Origin of the sequence: Paenibacillus sp. FSL H7-0737, assembly GCF_000758545.1 — a bacterium.
Lineage (GTDB): Bacteria > Bacillota > Bacilli > Paenibacillales > Paenibacillaceae > Paenibacillus_AQ.
Window position 1 is genome coordinate 3,414,999 of record NZ_CP009279.1, and the last position, 20,577, is coordinate 3,435,575.

The 20,577-nt window shown below is 40.0% G+C and carries 17 protein-coding genes and 3 pseudogenes; 16 read left to right on the top strand and 4 right to left on the bottom strand.

The window, feature by feature from the left end; all coding sequences use genetic code 11:
- Nucleotides 1–54: 54 nt before the first annotated feature.
- The 9 genes and pseudogenes from H70737_RS14750 to H70737_RS14785 all read left to right on the top strand — a co-directional run bounded on the left by H70737_RS14750 (nucleotide 55) and on the right by H70737_RS14785 (nucleotide 10,531).
- On the top strand, nucleotides 55–963 hold the full coding sequence (locus tag H70737_RS14750) for a DMT family transporter (protein ID WP_042188377.1): 909 nt from the start codon (nucleotides 55–57) through the stop codon (nucleotides 961–963).
- A 42-nt stretch (nucleotides 964–1,005) separates the two neighbouring features.
- Nucleotides 1,006–1,337: pseudogene (gene csaA / locus H70737_RS14755) on the top strand (chaperone CsaA).
- A 243-nt stretch (nucleotides 1,338–1,580) separates the two neighbouring features.
- Nucleotides 1,581–2,507 (top strand): aminoglycoside phosphotransferase family protein, encoded by a 927-nt coding sequence (locus tag H70737_RS14760; RefSeq protein WP_042188378.1) that lies wholly within the window; start codon nucleotides 1,581–1,583, stop codon nucleotides 2,505–2,507.
- Between the two features lie 247 nt (nucleotides 2,508–2,754).
- Nucleotides 2,755–5,007 carry an endo-beta-N-acetylglucosaminidase gene (locus tag H70737_RS14765; RefSeq protein WP_231573266.1) on the top strand — a complete coding sequence of 751 codons (2,253 nt, stop codon included), beginning with the start codon at nucleotides 2,755–2,757 and terminating at the stop codon, nucleotides 5,005–5,007.
- A 36-nt stretch (nucleotides 5,008–5,043) separates the two neighbouring features.
- Nucleotides 5,044–5,406: pseudogene (locus H70737_RS31220) on the top strand (discoidin domain-containing protein); the annotation flags it as partial.
- A 232-nt stretch (nucleotides 5,407–5,638) separates the two neighbouring features.
- Nucleotides 5,639–8,250: pseudogene (gene ppsA, locus H70737_RS14770) on the top strand (phosphoenolpyruvate synthase).
- A 231-nt stretch (nucleotides 8,251–8,481) separates the two neighbouring features.
- Nucleotides 8,482–8,859 (top strand): VOC family protein, encoded by a 378-nt coding sequence (locus tag H70737_RS14775; protein ID WP_042188380.1) that lies wholly within the window; start codon nucleotides 8,482–8,484, stop codon nucleotides 8,857–8,859.
- A 164-nt stretch (nucleotides 8,860–9,023) separates the two neighbouring features.
- Nucleotides 9,024–9,710, top strand: coding sequence for a FadR/GntR family transcriptional regulator (locus tag H70737_RS14780; RefSeq protein ID WP_042188382.1), 687 nt, complete (start codon nucleotides 9,024–9,026; stop codon nucleotides 9,708–9,710).
- A 38-nt stretch (nucleotides 9,711–9,748) separates the two neighbouring features.
- Complete coding sequence (locus tag H70737_RS14785) at nucleotides 9,749–10,531, top strand: ABC transporter ATP-binding protein (protein WP_042188384.1); 783 nt, start codon at nucleotides 9,749–9,751, stop codon at nucleotides 10,529–10,531.
- 53 nt (nucleotides 10,532–10,584) lie between these two features.
- Here the strand turns inward: H70737_RS14785 and H70737_RS14790 are convergent, their stop codons facing one another.
- Nucleotides 10,585–11,463 carry an AraC family transcriptional regulator gene (locus H70737_RS14790; RefSeq protein WP_042188386.1) on the bottom strand — a complete coding sequence of 293 codons (879 nt, stop codon included), beginning with the start codon at nucleotides 11,461–11,463 and terminating at the stop codon, nucleotides 10,585–10,587.
- Nucleotides 11,464–11,673: 210 nt separating this feature from the next.
- On the opposite strand from H70737_RS14790, the gene H70737_RS14795 reads away from it, so the two are divergent.
- From H70737_RS14795 to H70737_RS31230, 3 genes are all read left to right on the top strand, one after another.
- Nucleotides 11,674–13,947 carry a family 78 glycoside hydrolase catalytic domain gene (locus tag H70737_RS14795; RefSeq protein ID WP_231573268.1) on the top strand — a complete coding sequence of 758 codons (2,274 nt, stop codon included), beginning with the start codon at nucleotides 11,674–11,676 and terminating at the stop codon, nucleotides 13,945–13,947.
- A 102-nt stretch (nucleotides 13,948–14,049) separates the two neighbouring features.
- Nucleotides 14,050–14,142, top strand: coding sequence for an alpha-L-rhamnosidase C-terminal domain-containing protein (locus tag H70737_RS31225; RefSeq protein ID WP_231573486.1), 93 nt, complete (start codon nucleotides 14,050–14,052; stop codon nucleotides 14,140–14,142).
- The gene (locus H70737_RS31230; protein WP_231573269.1) at nucleotides 14,115–14,333 is read left to right on the top strand and encodes a hypothetical protein; all 219 of its coding nucleotides are present in this window, start codon (nucleotides 14,115–14,117) and stop codon (nucleotides 14,331–14,333) included. The genes H70737_RS31225 and H70737_RS31230 overlap by 28 nt, the downstream gene beginning before the upstream one ends.
- Here the strand turns inward: H70737_RS31230 and H70737_RS14800 are convergent.
- The gene (locus tag H70737_RS14800; RefSeq protein WP_042188388.1) at nucleotides 14,314–14,871 is read right to left on the bottom strand and encodes a TetR/AcrR family transcriptional regulator; all 558 of its coding nucleotides are present in this window, start codon (nucleotides 14,869–14,871) and stop codon (nucleotides 14,314–14,316) included. The two genes, H70737_RS31230 and H70737_RS14800, sit on opposite strands and share 20 nt — an antisense overlap.
- Before the next feature lie 170 nt (nucleotides 14,872–15,041).
- Here H70737_RS14800 and H70737_RS14805 point away from each other — a divergent pair, with 170 nt between their 5' ends.
- The 3 genes from H70737_RS14805 to H70737_RS14815 all read left to right on the top strand — a co-directional run bounded on the left by H70737_RS14805 (nucleotide 15,042) and on the right by H70737_RS14815 (nucleotide 18,134).
- Nucleotides 15,042–16,556 (top strand): NAD-dependent epimerase/dehydratase family protein, encoded by a 1,515-nt coding sequence (locus H70737_RS14805; protein ID WP_042193931.1) that lies wholly within the window; start codon nucleotides 15,042–15,044, stop codon nucleotides 16,554–16,556.
- Between the two features lie 177 nt (nucleotides 16,557–16,733).
- Nucleotides 16,734–17,582 (top strand): sialate O-acetylesterase, encoded by an 849-nt coding sequence (locus H70737_RS14810; RefSeq protein WP_042188390.1) that lies wholly within the window; start codon nucleotides 16,734–16,736, stop codon nucleotides 17,580–17,582.
- A gap of 30 nt (nucleotides 17,583–17,612) precedes the next feature.
- On the top strand, nucleotides 17,613–18,134 hold the full coding sequence (locus tag H70737_RS14815) for a PadR family transcriptional regulator (protein ID WP_042188392.1): 522 nt from the start codon (nucleotides 17,613–17,615) through the stop codon (nucleotides 18,132–18,134).
- 27 nt (nucleotides 18,135–18,161) lie between these two features.
- On the opposite strand, the gene H70737_RS31660 is transcribed toward H70737_RS14815, so the two are convergent.
- Nucleotides 18,162–18,482 carry a YfjL-like protein gene (locus tag H70737_RS31660; protein ID WP_042188394.1) on the bottom strand — a complete coding sequence of 107 codons (321 nt, stop codon included), beginning with the start codon at nucleotides 18,480–18,482 and terminating at the stop codon, nucleotides 18,162–18,164.
- Nucleotides 18,483–18,571: 89 nt separating this feature from the next.
- Nucleotides 18,572–19,414 carry a copper amine oxidase N-terminal domain-containing protein gene (locus H70737_RS14825; protein WP_042188395.1) on the bottom strand — a complete coding sequence of 281 codons (843 nt, stop codon included), beginning with the start codon at nucleotides 19,412–19,414 and terminating at the stop codon, nucleotides 18,572–18,574.
- 285 nt (nucleotides 19,415–19,699) lie between these two features.
- On the opposite strand from H70737_RS14825, the gene H70737_RS14830 reads away from it, so the two are divergent.
- On the top strand, nucleotides 19,700–20,383 hold the full coding sequence (locus tag H70737_RS14830) for a MarR family winged helix-turn-helix transcriptional regulator (protein WP_052404298.1): 684 nt from the start codon (nucleotides 19,700–19,702) through the stop codon (nucleotides 20,381–20,383).
- The last annotated feature ends 194 nt before the right edge of the window (nucleotides 20,384–20,577 follow it).

Consider the following 20,577-nt stretch of genomic DNA (forward strand, 5'->3'; position numbering starts at 1 on the left):
TGATTTTATCACTCTGTGCACAGGAAGTAGATAGAACATTTTGGAGGATTATATGTGAAATCAAATAAACCGTCATATCCGTACATTTTGCTTTTTATTAGTATTTTATCTATTTCGATCTCTTCCATCATGATAAAATTTTCAAATACTCCCACCTCTGTAGCCGGCATGTATAGATTGTTTGCTTCTGTAATTTTATTGCTTCCTTTTGTATCATGGAAAAAGCTTCGCTGTCTGGAGATGAGTAAACAAGATTGGAGTATTGTTTTCTTAGCGGGTCTCTTTCTTGGGTTACACTTCTTATTTTGGATGGAGTCTTTAGTTTATACTTCAGTTGCAAGCTCTATGGTGATATTATCATTGCAGCCTTTATTTGTAATGATTGGTTCATACTTCATCTTCAGAGAACGGGTAAATGTGGTAAACATTCTTTGTTTAGTGATTGCTCTTCTGGGTTCAATAGTTATTGCTTGGGGAGACTTTGGAGTTTCTAGAGTGGCGTTAATAGGAGATGGCTTATCATTATTAGGAACCGTTTTTGTATCAGCGTATATGCTGGCAGGACAAAAAGTAAGTCATAAAATAGGAGCAAGTTTATACAGTGTTATTGTTTTTTTCCTTGGCGGAAGCGTCTTGTTAATCTACAATTTGTCAAACGATTTCTCTTTGATAGATTATAACTCTTCGGACTGGATCTATTTCTTTTTACTCGCATTAATCCCAACTATTTTGGGACAATCTATTATTAATATGTTATTGAAATCTTTAGGTGCAACTACTATTTCTGTAGGGATTATTGGTGAGCCTGTTCTCGCCATAATACTAGCTTATCTATTCTTGGGAGAAACAATCACTAGCTTTCAATTTATAGGAGGGATGATGACTCTACTCGGCATGGGGATGTATTTCTGGGTAAAAGCCGTCAATTACACTACTGTTAAATATCAGAATCAAAGTAGATAAGCAAATAAATTAAGAAAATATCATTTAAAGGGAGAATGCTATATGGCTATTATTGATGATTTTTGAAACTGGATATTCGAGTTGGAACAATAATTAAATCTGAATTCTTCGCCGAAGCAAAAGTTCCTGCGATCAAGCTTGAGATTGATTTTGGAGATGAGATCGGAATAAAGAAATCTAGTGCACAAATTACTAGAAGATATGTGGCTGAAGATATTACCGGAGAACAAGTAATTGCGGTAGTCAATTTTCCTCCTCGACGAATTGCAGGCTTTAAGTCAGAGGTATTAGTCCTTGGAGGTGTACCTGAAAAGGGTGATGTAATTCTATTGAAGCCAGATATGAAACTGCCTAATGGAACACCCATAGGATGATTTTTCAGAAATATAATTAAGTCTAATACTTAACTAGTTGGTCCCCTAAAAATGTCCCCTCTGTTCAATAATGCTCAGTTGCGGATAATTCAATTATAATTGTTTTTACTATCCAGTTTATCAATACTATCTGGTAAGCTGTACGTAAATTGATCGTATTAGGAAACGAAAGGCTAAGAAAATTTTGAAGTAGTCCTCAAAGGATACAGATCTGAGACTATTCGATTTATAGGAGTTGAAGCAATGGTGATGTATGAGAAACCCAAATTGGCCATAAGTGAAATTGAAAAAGTATTAGAGAATCATCTTGGGCCTGGTTCAACTGAGATTAAACCGCTTTCTGGCGGCAACATAAGTAATGTGTTTTCATTCAACCACGAAGGGAAGGGGTATGTTGTGAAATTCAGTAATCTGGAAGGAGCATATGAAACGGAACACTATGTATCCCATTTGCTCTCAGGTCAAAACATCCCTTTCCCCAAATGTTTGGCGATAGGGAGAATTAACCAGTTAACCTATATAATCATGGAACGAATGGAAGGACGGAATCTATCCGATTTCACAGCAGAGGAACAAACTCATCAGTTGCCTGAGATTATTAGTATTTTGAAAAAAATGGCTGAAGCAGATATTGGGTCAACTAACGGCTATGGGTGGATCGCTGCTGACGGCAACGGATCCTATGTATCATGGAAAGACTTCGTCGTTGCCGTAAATGCAGAGGATCAAAGGGGAACATTCTGGGAGAACTGGCATGATCTCTTCCGTACTTCTTGCTTGGAGAGAGATGTATATGAAGAAATATACGGTCGGTTGATGGACTACGTACCCTATAATGAATCGTACAGAAGCTTTATACACGGAGATTTTCAACAGTGGAATATTTTGTCCGATGGAACACGAATTACCGGCATCATCGATGGGAATTGCATGTACGGTGATTCTCTCATAGACCTTGCGATTCTCGATCGGCATATGCCGTGGAGTGATGTCATTAAGACATATCAAATCAATCAAGAGAAAGCCAGCATAAAGATACCTTATTTTAAAGAGCGGCTAATGGGAGCTTATTATTTCAAGGGGCTCGACGGACTACGCTTCTATGCTAAAATGGGATGGAACGATGCTTATCAGAACACACGGCAATTTCTTTTAAATCTGAATCCTTAACGTCAGGATACATAACTTGAAATCCCAAACAAGTCCAGTATTGATTCTAAATGACATAAAAAGATTGAGAGCCCCCATTTGTTTAAATGAGGGCTCTTTTATTTATGGAGTGCTGTCTGATACTAGCTTCAGACTTACAATCTGTAATATTTGCACCTGGACTTGTCATTAATCCACTATCTAGAGCTTTGTCCAACTTGATAAAATGTAAGCGCAATCATAAAATAATCGATTGGAGGAGTACGGCATGAAAAAGATTGGTGCAGGTTTTATATTCTTATTTGTGATGTGCGTAGCATTATCCACTACTGCGTTCGCTAAACAGCCTTATTCATCCTACTGGTTTCCAGAGCAATTGCTTCAGTGGAGTCCTGCATCCGACCCGGATGCGGTATTCAACCGAAGTACAATTCCGCTGCAAGACCGCTTTGTGACAGATGGAGTCAATGCTCATGCGACAAAAGCGCCAAAAGTTATGGCTTTATCAGCACTGAACTCGGGAACAAGTGGTGTGCCATCACAGGGATCAGACAAATTTGGAGCTAATACGTTTTCTTATTGGCAATATGTTGACAAGCTGGTCTATTGGGGCGGATCTGCCGGTGAAGGAATTATCGTACCACCAAGCGCTGATACGATCGACGCAGCACATAAAAATGGGGTACCGATCGTCGGAACGGTGTTCTTCCCGCCAACTGTTTATGGAGGGAAATTTGAATGGGTGAAGCAAATGCTTCAGCAGAACAGCGACGGTTCCTTTCCTGCCGCAGATAAGCTGATCCAGGTTGCGAAGTATTACGGATTTGACGGTTGGTTTATTAACCAGGAGACTGAGGGTGGAACACCAGCTGATGCCCAGAAAATGAAAGCTTTCCTAAGTTATCTAGAATCGCACAAATCTGCATCTATGCAAATCGTATGGTACGACTCCATGACCAAGGAGGGCAGTATCAGTTGGCAAAATGCGCTAAATGACAAGAATGCAATGTTCCTGCAAGACAATAATAAGAAAATAACAGACAATATGTTCCTGAACTTCTGGTGGAAAGATCTTAAAAGCTCGGCAGAGAAGGCCAAAAGTTTAGATAGAAGTCCGTATGACCTGTATGCAGGGATAGATGTTGAAGCCAAGGGCTACGATACGAATGTGAACTGGAATCTGCTGTTTCCGGATGGTCAACCTGCCGTCACTTCCCTTGGTATCTACCGTCCAGACTGGTCTTTCAACAGCGCAGAAAGCATGGAGGATTTCTTCGCACGCGAGAACAAATTCTGGGTGGGGCCAAACGGGAATCCGGGTAACACCGTGAGCGATCAGGCCTGGAAAGGAATCGCGAACAATGTGGCAGAATCATCCCCTGTAAATAAGCTACCTTTCATCACCAATTTCAATACAGGAAGCGGGCAGAAATATTATGTCCGAGGGCAGCAGGTACGAGATAAGGGATGGAATAACCGGAGCCTGCAGGATATCCTGCCAACATGGCGCTGGATCGCAGACAGCAAAGGAACTTCACTTACTCCAGAGCTCGATTGGTCCGATGCGTATTACGGTGGCAGTTCGCTGAAGGTTTCAGGTGATCTGAGCCATAACAATGCAACGCATCTGAAGCTCTACAAGACAGACCTTAAAATCGAAGCAAGCACAAAGCTATCGGTTACTTATAAAACGCTGAACAAGCCTAGCTTGAAGGTAGGTCTTGCTTTTGCAGACCAACCAGACCAATTTATCTTTCTTAATGTGAAGGATAAGACAGCACCAGGCTGGACTACCGAAACTTTGAATTTGACCCCATACAAAGGGAAACGAATCGTAGCAGTATCACTTTATTTTGATTCCAAGGATACGATTAGTAATTATAGTATTCAAATTGGCCAGCTCTCCATCCAAAATGCCAACGACCCGATCAAAACGCTGCCGGCGGTTCGCGATCTGAAGGTTACTCAATCCGATTTCCGCGATGGAATTTATGGAGATGCTAGATTGGAGTGGAAAGCACTTGATCAGCAGGTGAAGCAATACGAAATCTATCGAGTACTTCCAGATGGTAGTGAGGTTTTATTGGGCGCAACGCCAAATCATGTGTTTTACGTTCCTGAGATGAGAAGAATAGACAAAGAAACACTAACAGCATTAAAGGTCGTTGCAATCAATGGAAGATACGAGCAAGGTCAGGCCTCCAGCGCGAAGATCAGCTGGCCAGCTTATCCGAAGCCGATTGCAGAGTTCAAGGCAGATCGGACCTTGGTAGCTCCAGGTGAGAGCGTAAACTTCACCGACCTGTCGACCGAAGTGACAGAAGAATGGTCATGGAGCTTCGAAAGCGGTAGCCCAGCTGTCAGCACATCGAAAAACCCGGTTGTAACGTTCAATCAGGAGGGCATATATAAGGTATCACTAACTGCAACCAACAGTTCGGGCCAAGACACAATTATGAAAAAGGCGCTCATTACAGTGAGTAAGGAAGCTGGTGCGGTGAAGAATTTAGCACTTGGATAACCTGCAACAGCCGATCATGCATGTGGAGACAAAGAAGGCGCACCAAACGCAGTTGACGGTAAAGTGACGGATAATAGCAAATGGTGTGCACTTGGAAATCTGCCTCATTGGCTACAAGTCGATCTAGGAGCCGAGCATCAAATCAGCACTTTTATCATCAAGCATGCTCAGAGTGGAGGAGAATGGTCCGGGTTTAATACAAGCGATTATACCATTCAGGTGAGTAACGACGGAACGAACTGGACGGATGTTGTAAACGTGCAAGGAAACTCGGCAGCTGAGTCGACAGACGCGATTGCTTTGGTGAAAGCTCGCTATGTAAAATTAATAACTCTTAAGCCCACCCAAGGAGCCGATACAGCAGCACGAATTTATGAGTTTGAAGTCTATGGGTTGTAGTTCGGTTCAAACCATGGTTTTTGAATAACAAATAATAGCGGGAAACACAAAAAAGAACCTGAATAGCTTTCAGGTTCTTTTATATTGCATATAAAAAGACACGATGATATAATCGGATTACGACTATAAAAAATATAAAGGTATAGTTAATGCATCTTATATTATTAATATACCATGCAGCCAAAATCTTGTCAAATTTTTTTCTCATTTTAATGGTTAGGAGAGATATTGTATGAGTTCATTGGTTCTTGGTTTTCAGGAAATAGAAACCACACAGCTTTTGCTCGTGGGCGGAAAAGGGTTGAATTTAGGGCGATTATCAACTATCGAAGGAATAAAAGTACCAGGAGGATCTTGTGTTACAACAGTGGGCTACCAAAAAGCCATCGAAAAGAACGAAAAGTATCATATTTTATTGGATCAACTATCCATATTAAACGTAGACGATCGAGAGCAAATTGGTGAAATCAGTAAGAAGCTTCGACAACTCCTCATGGAAGTAGAAATTCCTTCCGATGTTGTGACAGCAGTTACTCACTATCTCTCCCAACTTGGTGAAGAACAGGCTTATGCAGTACGCTCTAGTGCAACTGCTGAAGATTTACCACATGCCTCATTTGCCGGTCAACAGGACACCTATTTAAATATCATCGGAAGAGAAGCAATCATGCAGCATATCAGCAAATGTTGGGCATCTCTATTTACGGATCGCGCGGTAATCTACCGCATGCAAAATGGATTTAACCACAGACAGATATATTTATCTGTTATCGTGCAAAAGATGGTTTTCCCTCAGGCTTCAGGGATTTTATTCACAGCGGATCCGATGACTTCTAATCGAAAGCTGCTATCTATTAATGCCAGTTTTGGGCTTGGCGAAGCTCTGGTCTCTGGCTTGGTATCTGCCGATTGTTATAAAGTACAGGAAGAGGAAATCGTCGATATGATGATAGCAACCAAAAAATTGGCTATCTATGGATTAAAAGAAGGTGGAACAGAGACCCTGAAAATCGATCTCGATCAGCAAAAGACTCAAACCCTTTCCGAACAACAAATTTTACAACTGGCACGTTTAGGTAGAGAGATTGAAGCTTATTTTGGTTGTCCACAAGATATCGAATGGTGTTTGGATCATGATACTTTTTATATTGTTCAAAGCCGGCCAATCACTACTTTATACCCGATCCCTGAAGTAAATGATCAAGAAAATCACGTTTACGTATCTGTCGGTCATCAACAAATGATGACGGATCCCATGAAACCATTAGGATTGTCTTTTTACCTATTAATCACTCCTGCACCCATGCGTAAGGCCGGTGGAAGGTTGTTTGTTGATGTTACACATATGCTGGCTTCACCTGTCAGCAGAGAAAATTTCATAAATACCCTTGGGAAATCCGATCCGCTCATAAAAGACGCATTTATGACCCTAATAGAACGAGAATATATAAAATCGTTACCAGATGATAGAAAAGAACAGAGTCCCGTTAATAGCAGTAAAGATAGTTCGTCAGAAGGTTTTCAAGCATTAATCGAAAATGATCCGGCAATCGTTTCTGATTTGATTAAGAACAGTCAAACGTCGATAGAAGAATTAAGACAAAACATCCGAACGAAATCAGGAGCAGATCTATTTGATTTTATTCTTGAAGATCTCCAGGAGTTAAAGAAGTTCTTATCTGACCCACAAAGTACAAAGGTTTTTATGACTGCTATGAACGCTTCGTCATGGATTAATGAAAAAATGTACGAGTGGTTAGGTGAAAAAAACGCAGCAGATATGCTTTCTCAATCTGTACCAAACAACATTACCTCAGAAATGGGTCTGGCGCTTTTGGATGTTGCAGATGTGATTCGTCCTTACCCGGAAATAGTTGATTATTTACAACATGTAAAAGATGATGGTTTTTTGGATAAACTGGTTAAGTTTGATGGTGGACAAGCAACTCAAGACGCAATCTATGCTTATCTCAACAAATTCGGAATGCGATGTGCCGGTGAAATCGATATTTCGAGAACTCGTTGGAGTGAAAAGCCGATTACACTTGTCCCCATGATTCTCAGTAATATCAAAAACTTTGAGCCTAATGCTGGCAATCGGAAATTTGAGCAAGGCCGACAGGAGGCTTTAGAAAAAGAACAAGAGTTATTAGATCGATTGAAGCAATTACCGGATGGAGAACTAAAAGCTGAAGAGACAAAACGAGTAATCAGTTTTATCCGGAATTATATCGGTTACCGTGAATATCCAAAATACGGAATGATTAACCGCTACTTCATTTATAAGCAGGCTTTACTGAAAGAAGCCGAACAACTTGTACAAGCTAGCGTTATTCATGAAAAAGAAGATATATTCTATCTCACTTTTGAAGAACTTCACGAAGTCGTACGCACAAATAAACTGGATGATCAGATCATCAGTAAAAGAAAAGACGATTACAATTTTTTGAAAAACTTACTCCGCCACGTGTAATCACATCTGATGGTGAAATTATTACAGGTGAATACAAACGAGAAAATCTGCCAGACAAAGCGATTATAGGTCTCCCTGTTTCTACCGGAGTAATAGAGGGACGAGCTCGTGTCATCTTAAACATGGAAGAGGCAGATCTGGAAGATGGCGATATATTAGTCACCGCCTTTACTGACCCTGGCTGGACATCATTGTTTGTATCTATTAAAGGCCTGGTCACCGAAGTTGGCGGACTGATGACCCATGGAGCCGTTATCGCTCGTGAATATGGCTTGCCAGCAGTTGTCGGAGTGGAAAATGCCACCAAGCTGATAAAAGACGGGCAACGAATTCGTGTGAATGGAACAGAAGGTTATATTGAAATATTGTAGAGGTATTTAAAAATAAAAATAATTATCGATGTTCTCTTTCGCTGGTCTGAAATTCGGTTTAATGTAGGAAAAGAAAGTAAATAATATGGGGATATGGACAACCTCCGGAAACAAAGCCAACTTATATTTGCAAAAGGGGAGTTCGAATTAATATTCCTTGACGTGAATATTCTTCATGAGGTATATTGTAAAAGCAATAAATTATCCCGACTAAGAAGGAGAGTATAACTTATGATTAATAAAATTGGACAAATTATGTTATATGTAAATAACCAAGAGGAATCCAAAAAATTCTGGACAGAAAAGCTAGGATTTGAGGTGATTTTAGACGAAACAAATGGCCCTATGAGATTTATCGAGCTTGCTCCGAAAGGTGCAGCGACTAGTATTGTTCTTCATAATAAAGAGTTGGTTGCCCAAATGAATCCTGAAATGAATCTCGGAACACCTTCTTTAATGTTCTTTTCGGATAATTTTGATCAATTGAATCGAGAGTTGAAGGACAAAAATGTTACGGTTGGAGATATTGTAGAAATTCCCGGTGGAAGAGTATTCAATTTCGCAGACGGTGAAAATAACTACTTTGCGGTAATGGAAAAAGGGCAATAAAATTGAGTGAACATGCAATAAGGGGATAGTTAAATAAATTACGTCAGCAGCTAATCAAAATGATTAGCTGCTTTTTTATTCCCATTATGACCGTTATAAACTTCAAAATCTTACTTGTTAAGTAAAGAATATCATGTTATTCTGCAAAAAGAGGAGATGATCAGATGTTTGAAAAGGGGTCGTTCCAACCCGTTCAAGCCACTAAGTTAGTGGACGATGTTGTTAATCAAATACAACAAAAAATTTCAACAGGAACAATCCTGCCAGGAGACAAATTACCTCCAGAACCTGAATTAATGAAATTATTTAATGTAGGGCGATCAACGATAAGAGAAGCAGTCCGTGTGTTAGTTCATGCTGGTCTATTGGAGAAAAAGCAGGGTTTTGGAACTTACTTAAAATCCAGTCCTATTATTCAAGAACCACTTACCCATCGTTTACTTCGTGCAGAATTGATTGAGGTCTTTGAAGCTCGAAAAATGATTGAATTAGAAATCGCAAGATTAGCAGCTCTACGGCATGATGACACTGACTTATTCAACATGCGAAAACATTTGGATACAAGAGATATGGCTCTAAAGCAGAATGATCGTGAACTGTATGCCAAATCGGATATTGAATTCCACATGGCTGTAGCAATGGCAAGTAAAAACGCTGTAATCATTGACTTATATAGAACGTTTACTCATATTTTGTCAGATGCAATGAGTAAATTAAACCGTAATTATAGTTCCCATGATCCTCAATCCGATTACCATGAACAAGTATATGAATCTATTAAAAATGGGGATTCAGATCAAGCAGTACAATCGACGCTCAAAATTTTAAATGGAACACTTTCTGAGCTTTAAGTTCAATATAGACATTCATGTAGAGGAGGAATTTGGGCATGATTATATCACTCAAAAATGTATCATGGCAACGTGATACAACAATGATCTTACGCGATATGAATTGGGAAGTGAAACAAGGGCAACACTGGTGTATCGTCGGACTAAACGGTTCAGGCAAGACGACGATGCTGAACGTAGTAAACGGCTATATATGGCCGACGACTGGGCAAGTCGAAGTGCTAGACCACCGCTTTGGCGATGTGGATCTTAGAGAGTTACGGAAGCGAATCGGTTGGGTCAGCACCTCGCTGCAACAGAAGCTATACGGCCATCAGACTGCGCTGACCATCGTCCTCAGCGGAAAATTCGCAACTATCGGTTTATATGACAAGACGAATGAAGAGGATCAAAAGCAAGCCGAGGAGCTGATGGAATTTCTAGACTGCTCTTCCTTAGCCGCTCGTACATACGATACCTTGTCGCAAGGTCAGCGTCAGAAGGTCCTCATTGCACGCGCACTTATGGCCAATCCAGATCTATTGATCCTTGATGAGCCTTGCACAGGACTCGATATTTTTGCCCGAGAACAGCTGTTACAAATGATTGAGAAGATTACGAAGCAACCGAACGGACCAACTTTGCTGTATGTAACGCATCATATCGAGGAGATAACATCATGCTTTACACATACTTTGCTGGTGAAGAACGGAGAAATCTACAAAGGGGATGAGACAGAAAACTGCTTGCAGTCGGATGTGTTGAGCGATTTCTTTGATACCCCCGTTGAAGTTCAGGAGCATCACAATCGCAAGTGGCTTACACTTGCCGGTGATAAGTAGGAAAAGCTGCCTAGCAATTGCTAGGCAGCTTTTGTTATCTTGAATGTTAGAAGCTAGTGTTCACTTCGAATAGAATTACTATATTGTCGGGGACTCATTCCTATCTTTTTTTTAAATATTTGGTGAAAAAATTTGAGATCAGCATATCCAACTGCAGCGGCAATTTCACTTACACTTCTATGACCTCCTGAAAGCATACGACATGCAGCATCCATTCGAATACTTTGCGTATAATCTGTAAAGCTCATTCCAGTCTGATGCTGAAAAAGGCGACTGAATTGCCGTTCGCTAAGGTTCGCTTTACTGGCGAGATCACTAAGTTTAAGCCCATTGGCATAGTTGTAATTTATAAATGCAATCGCATCATCCACTGCCATCCATTGCGGCTTATCCCCTGATGGCGCAACAATCTGCAATCGATGTCTAAACAAGCCTGTTAATATTTGTACGACTAGAGCATCGAGTACAGCTAGATATCCTGGCGGTTTTGCCGAGAATTCACGAAACAGTTCACGAAACATTATATGGTATGCGCCATTGACATCTTTCATAGAGTACCATAGCAATTGCATGTCTGTGAAAAATTCACAAATATCTGTAGCGTGAGGAAAGGTAGCCTGAAGTTCTGATAAATACTCTACTGGAAATAAACAGTTATAAACGATGAGCGGGCGGTCTTTCATCGGGGTCTTAGGTCGAAATACATGACTGCGTCCAATGGGGATAAAAAATAACGTACCGTGCTCGACAGGAACAGCCTCATCGTCAATGTAGTGAACGCCTGCTCCTACACTGATATAAGTAATTTCGATAAACTCATGGGAATGCGCATTCAATTCGAACGTTTCGCAAGCCCTGTTCACATAAATTGGCACACCAGGCTCGAAAAAGCTATCTCCAGACATGACAAAAGTGCTGCGTCTGATACTCATAATCGTGGCCCCTTTCAAATTGCTAAGGCTAGACATATCGTACGAAACTAATGAATGAATGTCTAGATCCACCTATAAAAATGTCTGAAATACCCCCAATTCTAAATTCTCTCAACTCATACAATAGAAATAGCTGCCGGATCAAAGATCTATGAATACAGTTCAAAGTGTTCCGGCAGGTTACTGGATGAATATAGGAGGTTGATACAAATGTCCAATTTTGAAGTTACAAATCTTAAAGTGAACTATAGAAAGAATCCGTTGGGGATTGATGATTTACATCCGCGGCTTAGTTGGTGGATCAGCACAGAAATACGGGGATTTATCCAATCAGCCTATCAAGTTCAAGTCGCAAATGATCACAATTTCTTTTCAAAAATCATATGGGATTCTGAAAAGGTAGAGTCGGATAGCAATGTGCATATTGAATACGAAGGTCCCGCCTTACAATCCCGCACCCGGTATTACTTTAGGGTTCGAGCTTGGGACGATCATGGGATAGTTTCAGAATGGAGTGAACCTGCGCACTGGGAAACGGCATTGTTATCGGTAGATGAGTGGCAGGCAAAATGGATAGCAGCACCTCCGAATCACCAAGAGAATGGGGCTGATCCTTGCGACTATATTCGTACGGAATTTTCAATCCCTGATAATGTTGTATCAGCGCGTGTGTATGCAACGTCTCTTGGGATGTACCGCTTATATATAAACGGTAAACCAGCAGATAACACGTTATTTAACCCTGGCTGGACCAGTTATAATAAACGGCTTCAATATCAGACCTATGACGTGACTTCTTTGATTGCTGCTGGCAATAACGCTCTTAGTTGCATGGTGGGAAACGGGTGGTATAAAGGATATTTAGCTTGGGAAGGAAAGAAAGACATCTTTGGTGAGGATCGTGCTGTGCTTATCCAGCTACACGTCACATTATCTGATGGTTCGGAACAAATCTTTGTATCGGATGACAACTGGCGTACTTCTACAGGTCCACTCTTGATGTCAGAATTGTATCATGGCGAAACGTATGATGCGAGGCTCGAGGTAGAAGGTTGGTCTTCTCCCGGTTTTGAGGATGTAAAGTGGCAAAAGACTATTCTCAAGGACCGTCCAGAGACTTCATTGGTTGCTCAGGAAAACGAACCGACCAGGGTTATAGAAACCATCAAGCCTATTGCAGTCATTACTACACCTAAAGGCGAACACGTGCTGGATATGGGACAAAATATGGTTGGATGGGTAAGATTTACGGTTCATGCTGAAGCTGGAACAATAATTACTTTAGAACATGCTGAGGTGTTGGACCGCGAGGGGAATTTCTACATCGGAAATTTACGATCTGCAAAACAAACTGTTACTTATATATGCCATGGCGGGGAGGTAGAAACGTTTGAGCCCTATTTATCCTTCCAAGGATTCCGTTATGTAAAAGTGACTGGCATACCGCTAGATCAATTATTGGAACAATTCATCGGCTGCGTCATCCATACGGACTTGGAGCAAACGGGAAACTTCAACTGTTCAGATGTACTCTTGAATCAGCTTCAGCACAACATCTTATGGGGACAAAAGGGGAATTTTCTAGATATCCCGACAGATTGCCCTCAACGAGACGAAAGATTGGGATGGACGGGGGATGCTCAAGTTTTTATTCGCACATCTGCCTACAACATGAATGTAGTTCCGTTCTTTGAAAAGTGGCTAAAGGATTTGGCCGCAGATCAAGAAGAAGACGGAAGAGTTCCGCATGTTATTCCCGATGTGCCAACGGCAGGATACGGCTCTGCTGCTTGGGGAGACGCCGCGGTGATTTGTCCTTGGACGCTTTATCAATGTTATGGGGACATTCGTGTGCTGAAAACGCAATATCCAAGTATGAAAGCATGGGTCGAGTATATTCGGGCGCAAGGTGAAGACGAATATCTATGGAATACAGGTTTTCACTTCGGAGATTGGTTAGGTCTGGATGCCAAAGAAAACAGCTACGTCGGAGCAACACCAAAAGAGTTGATCGCTACCGCGTTCTATGCTTATTCAACGGAATTGCTAGCTAAGACAGCGGCTGTCATTGGAAAACCCGAAGATGCCTTAAAATATGAAGCATTGCATGAGAAGATTGTTCTGGCATTCCGTCAAGAGTTCGTAACGCCAAATGGTAGGGTGGCCTCACCGACACAAACTGCGTATACACTTGCCCTTATGTTTGACTTATTAGAGGAAAAGGATCGTCATCGGACGGCCAAGATGCTAGCCGACCATATCGAAGAAAATGGAGTGCACCTAACGACCGGCTTTGTGGGAACTCCCTATCTGTGTCTAGTCCTCTCTAGATTCGGTTATACGGATGTAGCCTACCAATTGGTACTGCAGAAAGAGTATCCTTCCTGGTTATATTCTGTAATCCAAGGGGCTACAACCATTTGGGAACATTGGGATGGAATAAAACAGGACGGTTCGTTCTGGAGCGATGATATGAACTCCTAAAACCATTATGCTTACGGTGCTATTGGAGATTGGCTCTATCGCACTGCCGGTGGCATCGAACTATTAGAACCAGGCTATAAAAAAATACGGATCCAGCCGCAGATCGGGGAACATTTGACGTGGGTTGATGCTTCGCTTGAATCTGTCCATGGAACGATCAAGGTAACTTGGAAAAACAGAACGAAGATTCAGTAGAAATGCAAGTGCTGATTCCATCCAATACAACAGCTGAGATTATTATTCCAACGATGAATCAGGACAGTATCTTGGAGTCTGGGACACCAATAGAACAAGTCATAGGTCTATCCAGTGTGGAACAAATGTCAGAAGGCCTTAAACTACTAGTTGGGTCTGGTGACTATTACTTCAAGTTTCCGATGACTTAAACGTTAATAAGGAATGATCCGCCAAAGAGAAAATAAGTTGAGCCAATTCATCGCTTGATATAATGAAATTTTCTAATATCCATTCCTGTATAATTGCTAAGCTTCCATTAACCAAATAAGCGTAAGTAAAACGCTTCATATTTTCGGGAACGTCAAGCTGAAGGAAAGTGTCAATATTCATCAGTACTTCATTAAGCAAACGTTTTGAAAACAACTCGTTATCATTTGATTTGAGTAGCATGATGGCAAATAAATCATCATTCTTTTTGATGTAGTCTAAGAAGGTCAATATATAAGTGATGCCATTGTCATTAGCTTCGATTTTTTCTAGATATGCATTTGTGTTATCAATAATCTCCTGCTCAACATGTTCAAGCAGATCGTATGCATTTGCATAATGCAAATAAAAGGTAGAGCGATTGATGCCTGCTGAAGCGCATAATTCTTTTACGCTGATTTGGCTTATATTTTTTTCTTTGAGCAGACGAATCAAGCTTTGCTTCAGCAGCAATTTGGTTAACCGTTCACGTTGATTCATTGTTGATTCACCCCCTATAAAAATTTTTTTAAACTAATCGACAGAATATCTTCGACTGTCTATATTACATCAGTTTGATAATCAACTGGTGGTTGTGAAATAGACACTGTGTCTGTATTCTGAAGGGAGACGAATGACTTGTCAATAATCTTATAATGCAGGTGAAGAATATGGTAAAGAAAAAACGAGTCATGATAACAGGTGCAGCGGGCAATATGGGTGGCGAAACATTGAAATTTCTTAGAAACGATTTAGCGAAATGCGAGCTGTTACTCTTTGATTTAGACAATTCAACCAGTCGCCAAAAGCTGAAAGAATATGAGAGACTAAGTGGTGTTAAAGTAGTCTATGGCGATTTACTAGACTGCGACCTTGTCTATGAATGTGTGAAAGATGCCGACATTGTGCTCCATATAGCAGCCTTTGTATCTCCTGCTGCAGATGAGTTTCCCGAACGAACGATGCAGATTAATTATGGTTCAGCGAAGAACATCGTCGAGTCCATCAAGAAAAGTGTTCGTGCCCATGTAACGCGTTTCGTAAATATCGGTACAATTGCGGAAACGGGTGACCGTATGCCGCCAATCCATTGGGGACGTGTGGGCGACCCTCTCAAACCAAGTGTTTATGACTACTATGCCGTTTCGAAAATTGCCGCCGAGCGTATGGTAATTGAATCAGGACTAAGCTATTGGGTGAGCCTCCGCCAAACAGGTATTATGGGGCCAGCGATGAGCAAGATAGAAGACCCTATTATGTTCCATAGCTGCCTAGAAAATGTGCTTGAATACGTATCAGATCGGGATTCAGGACGTTTAATGCGAAACCTCTGCATCTCGGATATAGACGGAGAACTAAATGAAGGATTTTGGCAACATATTTACAACATTGGCGGGGGCGAGAGCTGTCGAGTCAGCACGCTTGAGATGTATCAGGTGCTTTATGGTAAGTTAGGTTTAACAAATCTTGATTATGTGATAGATCCTAAATGGTATGCAACACGGAATTTTCACGGACAATATTATCTGGACTCTGATAAGCTGGAGGACTATTTTCACTTTCGCCGAGATTCAATAGATTATTTCTATCAAAGCTACCTCGATAATCTAGGCGCACTTGTGCCTGTTGCGAAAGTCATCACTAAATTGCCCGGAGGTCAAAAATTGATGGGTGCGATGATTAAGCGGACGATGAAAAAGCAAGCAGTAAAAGAGCGAGGAACGATACGTTTTATCGAGGAAAATGACATTGAGAAAATAGACGCTTATTGGGGCAGCAAGAACAACTGGGAGGCGATTCCTGCAAAGGTGTCTGAAATGAAGAAATTCGCGGATTGGGATAAAGTCATCAAACTTGACCACGGGTATGATGAGAATAAGCCAACATCGCAATTAAATCTTGAAGATATCAAGGGTGCTGCGAAATTTCGTGGTGGTGAATGTCTTTCAACAGATATGGAAACGGGGAATTGGGCAGGCAAACTTGATTTCAAATGTGCGTTCGACCATACCTTTACGGCTAGCCCCAAGCTTATGCTAGAAGGTGGACATTTCTGCCCGCAGTGTGAGCTCGAAAGCTGGAATTACAAAGAACGTGCGAAGCGTGAACCGTTCTTTGCTCAGGTTTGGAACCCTATTCAAAGTAAGGCAGACGGACGCGAGTATATGAAATCGTATCAGAATTAGATGGTATTACCTCACTTCTGATATGTTAATACTTAATACAAAGGTTGATCTTTTTGAAGATCAGCTTTTTTGATTTCATAAAGAGGGAGAGAATAAAAGCGTATTTGTTGACAAATAGTCTAATTAGACTAATAATATAAACAGTCTAATTAGACTATTGAAGAGAGGATGAGAATAATGATCAAATCATTTCTAATGATTGGACAGTCAAATATGGCTGGACGAGGATTTATACATGAAGTACCCCCAATTTATAACGAGAGAATCCAAATGCTACGTAATGGCAGATGGCAAATGATGGCTGAACCTATTAATTATGACCGTCCTGTTTCTGGAATAAGTCTGGCAGGATCATTTTCGGATGCATGGTGTCGTGAAAATGAAGAAGACATCATTGGCTTAATTCCTTGTGCTGAGGGTGGGAGCACCATTGATGAATGGGCTGTAGATGGGGCACTTTTTAAACATGCATTACAAGAAACTAAATTTGCTATGCAAAATAGTGAATTATCGGGGATTTTATGGCATCAAGGAGAAAGTGATAGTAGTAATGGCAACTATAAAGTCTATTATCAGAAATTACTTATAATGGTTACGACGCTTAGAAAAGAGTTAGATGCTACAAATATTCCATTTATAATTGGTGGTTTAGGGGATTTTTTAGGCAAAGAAGGATTTGGGAAACATTGCACTGAATACGAGTTGATGAATCAAGAGTTACAAAAATTTGCTTTTGAACAAGATGATTGTTACTTTGTTACAGCTTCAGGTTTAACTTCTAATCCGGATGGTATTCATATCGATGCAATATCTCAAAGAAAATTTGGGTTGCGATATTTTGAAGCTTTTATTAATAAGCAACATGTACTTGAGCCGCTAATTAATGAACAGGAGTTGTTAAGTCTCCATAATGCAAGAACACACACTAAAGCGGAAAAAATGTATATATTGAGTATGGATTTTGCTTTAGGAAAAATATCATTTGACGAATTTCAAGCCAAGTTTATACAAATCAACAATGATTAAACCTAGTAGCATTTTGACGGAGGCGTTGAGTTGATAATATTACTGATTTTAGGATTATTAAAACAAAATCCAGGGGCTCACGGTTATGAATTGTTATCCTTAATGGAAGAAAAACACTATAAATATATAGTGAATTTCACCAAAGGGTCCTTTTATTATAATCTTGGGCAATTAGTAGAGAAAAAGTATATTGTAAAAGTTGACCAAAGAGACAGCACCAGAGAGACACATAATTATAACATCACGGAATTAGGGGAAAAAGAGTTTGAAAAGTTGATGTTCAAATATGGGTCTAAGACAGACTATATAAACCTATCTTTTTATGTAGCAATGTTATTTTCAGATGAATATAAAAAAGAAGAGCTAACTAAATTAATAGAAATACAAATCGAACAAACTAAAAATAAGATTTCTTTAATACAGCTATCTCTTGAGAACGATGAAAATATCACTGCTTATTTTAAAAAAATGTTAGAAAATTCACTTTCCCACCATATAGTAAATATTCAATGGTTTGAAGGTTTGCTTGAAGATATAAAAAAAGAAAACTGATCAAAGCTCAACGGTTATTCTAGTAACCTATTTGAACATACGTTTTTCTAGTTCATATAGATAAAGATCATGAATTTCTTTGTTTTCAATATCTTGACCTACAAAAAAAACTAAAGTTGGGTCACTCACGGGATATGCATAAGTAAGGTATGTTCTGTGCATAAAATCATAGTCCATCTTTTTTAACTTGAAGTCAATTTGATACTTATCTTCTAAATAGACTTCGAATTGTTTTTTATGAGTTATGGACTTCCATGGTAATCCGAAGAATAAAAAGTATATTCCTATAAGGAATATCAAAAAAATTATTAGAATGAGCGATTTTTTACTTAGAATAGGGTGTTTCATATATTAATACCCCTCCTTGTAAAATAAGACAAAAGCGAGCCTCTAAAATCACTTTTAGGCTCGTTTTGCGTTTCGTGAATTGTATTTACTTATTTTAGAATCCTGCCCACTACTAGTATATATTTTAAATAGTCGCCATAATTGCCTGCTGTAAACTCCGTTTTCTGCTGAAATACTTGATCTTTTATGAGGGCTGGACGAGGACGTAGTTGTTCTGTTGTTGGGTTAAGATCAGCTTCCATTTGAAAGGTATTATTAAATATAACAATAACATGTAGATCTTCTTTACCTTTAGGTATAGAAATTCCACTAATATTTTTTGCGCTTAAATTGATATTTCCCTGCTGAAGCTTATTTTCAATTAGTTCACTCAGCGTCAAATCAAAAGTGGTTGGTAAAATTCCATTCTGATTAGCAATTCTATCAGGAGGAATGTCCGATTCCTTAATAGACTTTACAATATTAAATCCGTTGATCGCTTCATCTTCCAAGTGCAAAATACCCGTTTGGCTATCGTGAGTTCCCCTTAAATTCATATTATCCAACAGTACACGAATAGGTAACATAAAAGATTGTTTGTATACTACTGGAACAGTATCCATTGTTTTCACTACACCATCTACTATTATCTTATTCGAATTCTCTGTTAAAATAATTTTCTTACCATTCTTTTCAATTATTGCTTGTTTTAATTCGGCATTATACGACACTGAAGCTCCTAGTAGTTCACTTACTGCACGAAGGGGAACTATTAATCTTTGTTTGCTATCAATATAAGGTTGCTTTGGATAAGTGTAGAGAATATTGTACTCATTGATTTGCAATAGAACTGGGGAGTTTATTGTAGTAGACGCTGCAAAAGATGGATACGAAGGACCAAATAATAGGGTACTCGCTAAAGTAACAGCTAAACTGAGCTGTAATAATTTCAATCAAGTCACCTCCAGATATTTTTAAAACAAACCCGAATAAGTGTTACTGTTATAAACACCAATTATAATAGCGTGCAAGCGAACTTACAGTAATTATATGATAAAAAATGTAATAAGGATGTAAGTAATTTTGTCCGCTACATTGTCCCGATAACAATTAACAACATACTAACGGTACCTGTAAAAAACATTTTGACATGTCTAACAGGTACCGTTATAATAAAAACCAACAGGTACCGTCACAAAGATTAACAGGTACCATACAAACTTTATGGAGGATTCAATATGGACATGAATACTGAATTATACGAAAAACTCGCGAAACTGCAATGGCTGCTGCAACGACAACACTTAAAAACACACGCTGCTGTTGGCCCTATGGCCGACACATCCCGCGGGCAAGGAAGGATACTGGCATTTCTCCGGATGAAAGATGGTATCAGCACCAAAGATTTATCCTATATGCTGGACATCCGTGTATCATCCCTCAATGAATTGCTTGCAAAATTGGAAAAAGCCGAATATATCACCCGTAAGCCATCAGAAACAGACAAACGTATCATGTTGATTTACTTAACCCAAAAAGGACAAGAGGAAGAGGGGCATGAGATAGACAGCGTCAACATATTTTCTAGCCTATCTTCAGAAGAGCAGATTGCTTTCGGGGATTACTTAACCCGCGTTATTATGGCTTTAGAAGAAGAGCTTGGAACGGACGGAGAACGTGATGTAATGGCTATGTGGATGGAGGCTGCAAAGGAGCGTATGGGAACAGAGGAATTCGAAAAACTAATGGCCATGCGTGGACAAATGCAAAAAATGTGGGGGAATTCTAGGGACGAACGCTTTAGCGGAAGGTTCCCTGGTTTTGGCGGGGAAGGGCATCGTGATATGCGCGGATTCGGCTGGCCTTCCAGAGATGGAAGAAATTCGTCACCAGACCAGTCACATGATCCGGACGATAAGTAAGCAAAGTCTTTTCGTCAAACAGTAGCAGTGGCGTGCCTTTTACAAAGGAAAGCTGAACGGCAAAGGCGGCGCAATGACGTACTTTCTTGGAAACTGAAGAACAGTTAATTTCGCACACCAACCCCGTAAAGTCGATGTTACGGTACGGGGTTGGTTGTTGCTGCGTCATGGTTCATATTCAATAAATAGTTAGA

Bases quoted from the DNA above. Each gene is read 5' to 3' on its own strand.
- H70737_RS14800 (WP_042188388.1), bottom strand. From the start codon at position 14,871: ATGAATCAACGTGAACGGTTAACCAAATTGCTGCTGAAGCAAAGCTTG.
- H70737_RS14775 (WP_042188380.1), top strand. From the start codon at position 8,482: ATGATTAATAAAATTGGACAAATTATGTTATATGTAAATAACCAAGAG.
- H70737_RS14795 (WP_231573268.1), top strand. From the start codon at position 11,674: ATGTCCAATTTTGAAGTTACAAATCTTAAAGTGAACTATAGAAAGAAT.
- H70737_RS14805 (WP_042193931.1), top strand. From the start codon at position 15,042: ATGGTAAAGAAAAAACGAGTCATGATAACAGGTGCAGCGGGCAATATG.
- H70737_RS31660 (WP_042188394.1), bottom strand. From the start codon at position 18,482: ATGAAACACCCTATTCTAAGTAAAAAATCGCTCATTCTAATAATTTTT.
- H70737_RS14760 (WP_042188378.1), top strand. From the start codon at position 1,581: ATGGTGATGTATGAGAAACCCAAATTGGCCATAAGTGAAATTGAAAAA.
- H70737_RS14790 (WP_042188386.1), bottom strand. From the start codon at position 11,463: ATGAGTATCAGACGCAGCACTTTTGTCATGTCTGGAGATAGCTTTTTC.
- H70737_RS14780 (WP_042188382.1), top strand. From the start codon at position 9,024: ATGTTTGAAAAGGGGTCGTTCCAACCCGTTCAAGCCACTAAGTTAGTG.
- H70737_RS14830 (WP_052404298.1), top strand. From the start codon at position 19,700: ATGGACATGAATACTGAATTATACGAAAAACTCGCGAAACTGCAATGG.
- H70737_RS14810 (WP_042188390.1), top strand. From the start codon at position 16,734: ATGATCAAATCATTTCTAATGATTGGACAGTCAAATATGGCTGGACGA.
- H70737_RS14765 (WP_231573266.1), top strand. From the start codon at position 2,755: ATGAAAAAGATTGGTGCAGGTTTTATATTCTTATTTGTGATGTGCGTA.
- H70737_RS14785 (WP_042188384.1), top strand. From the start codon at position 9,749: ATGATTATATCACTCAAAAATGTATCATGGCAACGTGATACAACAATG.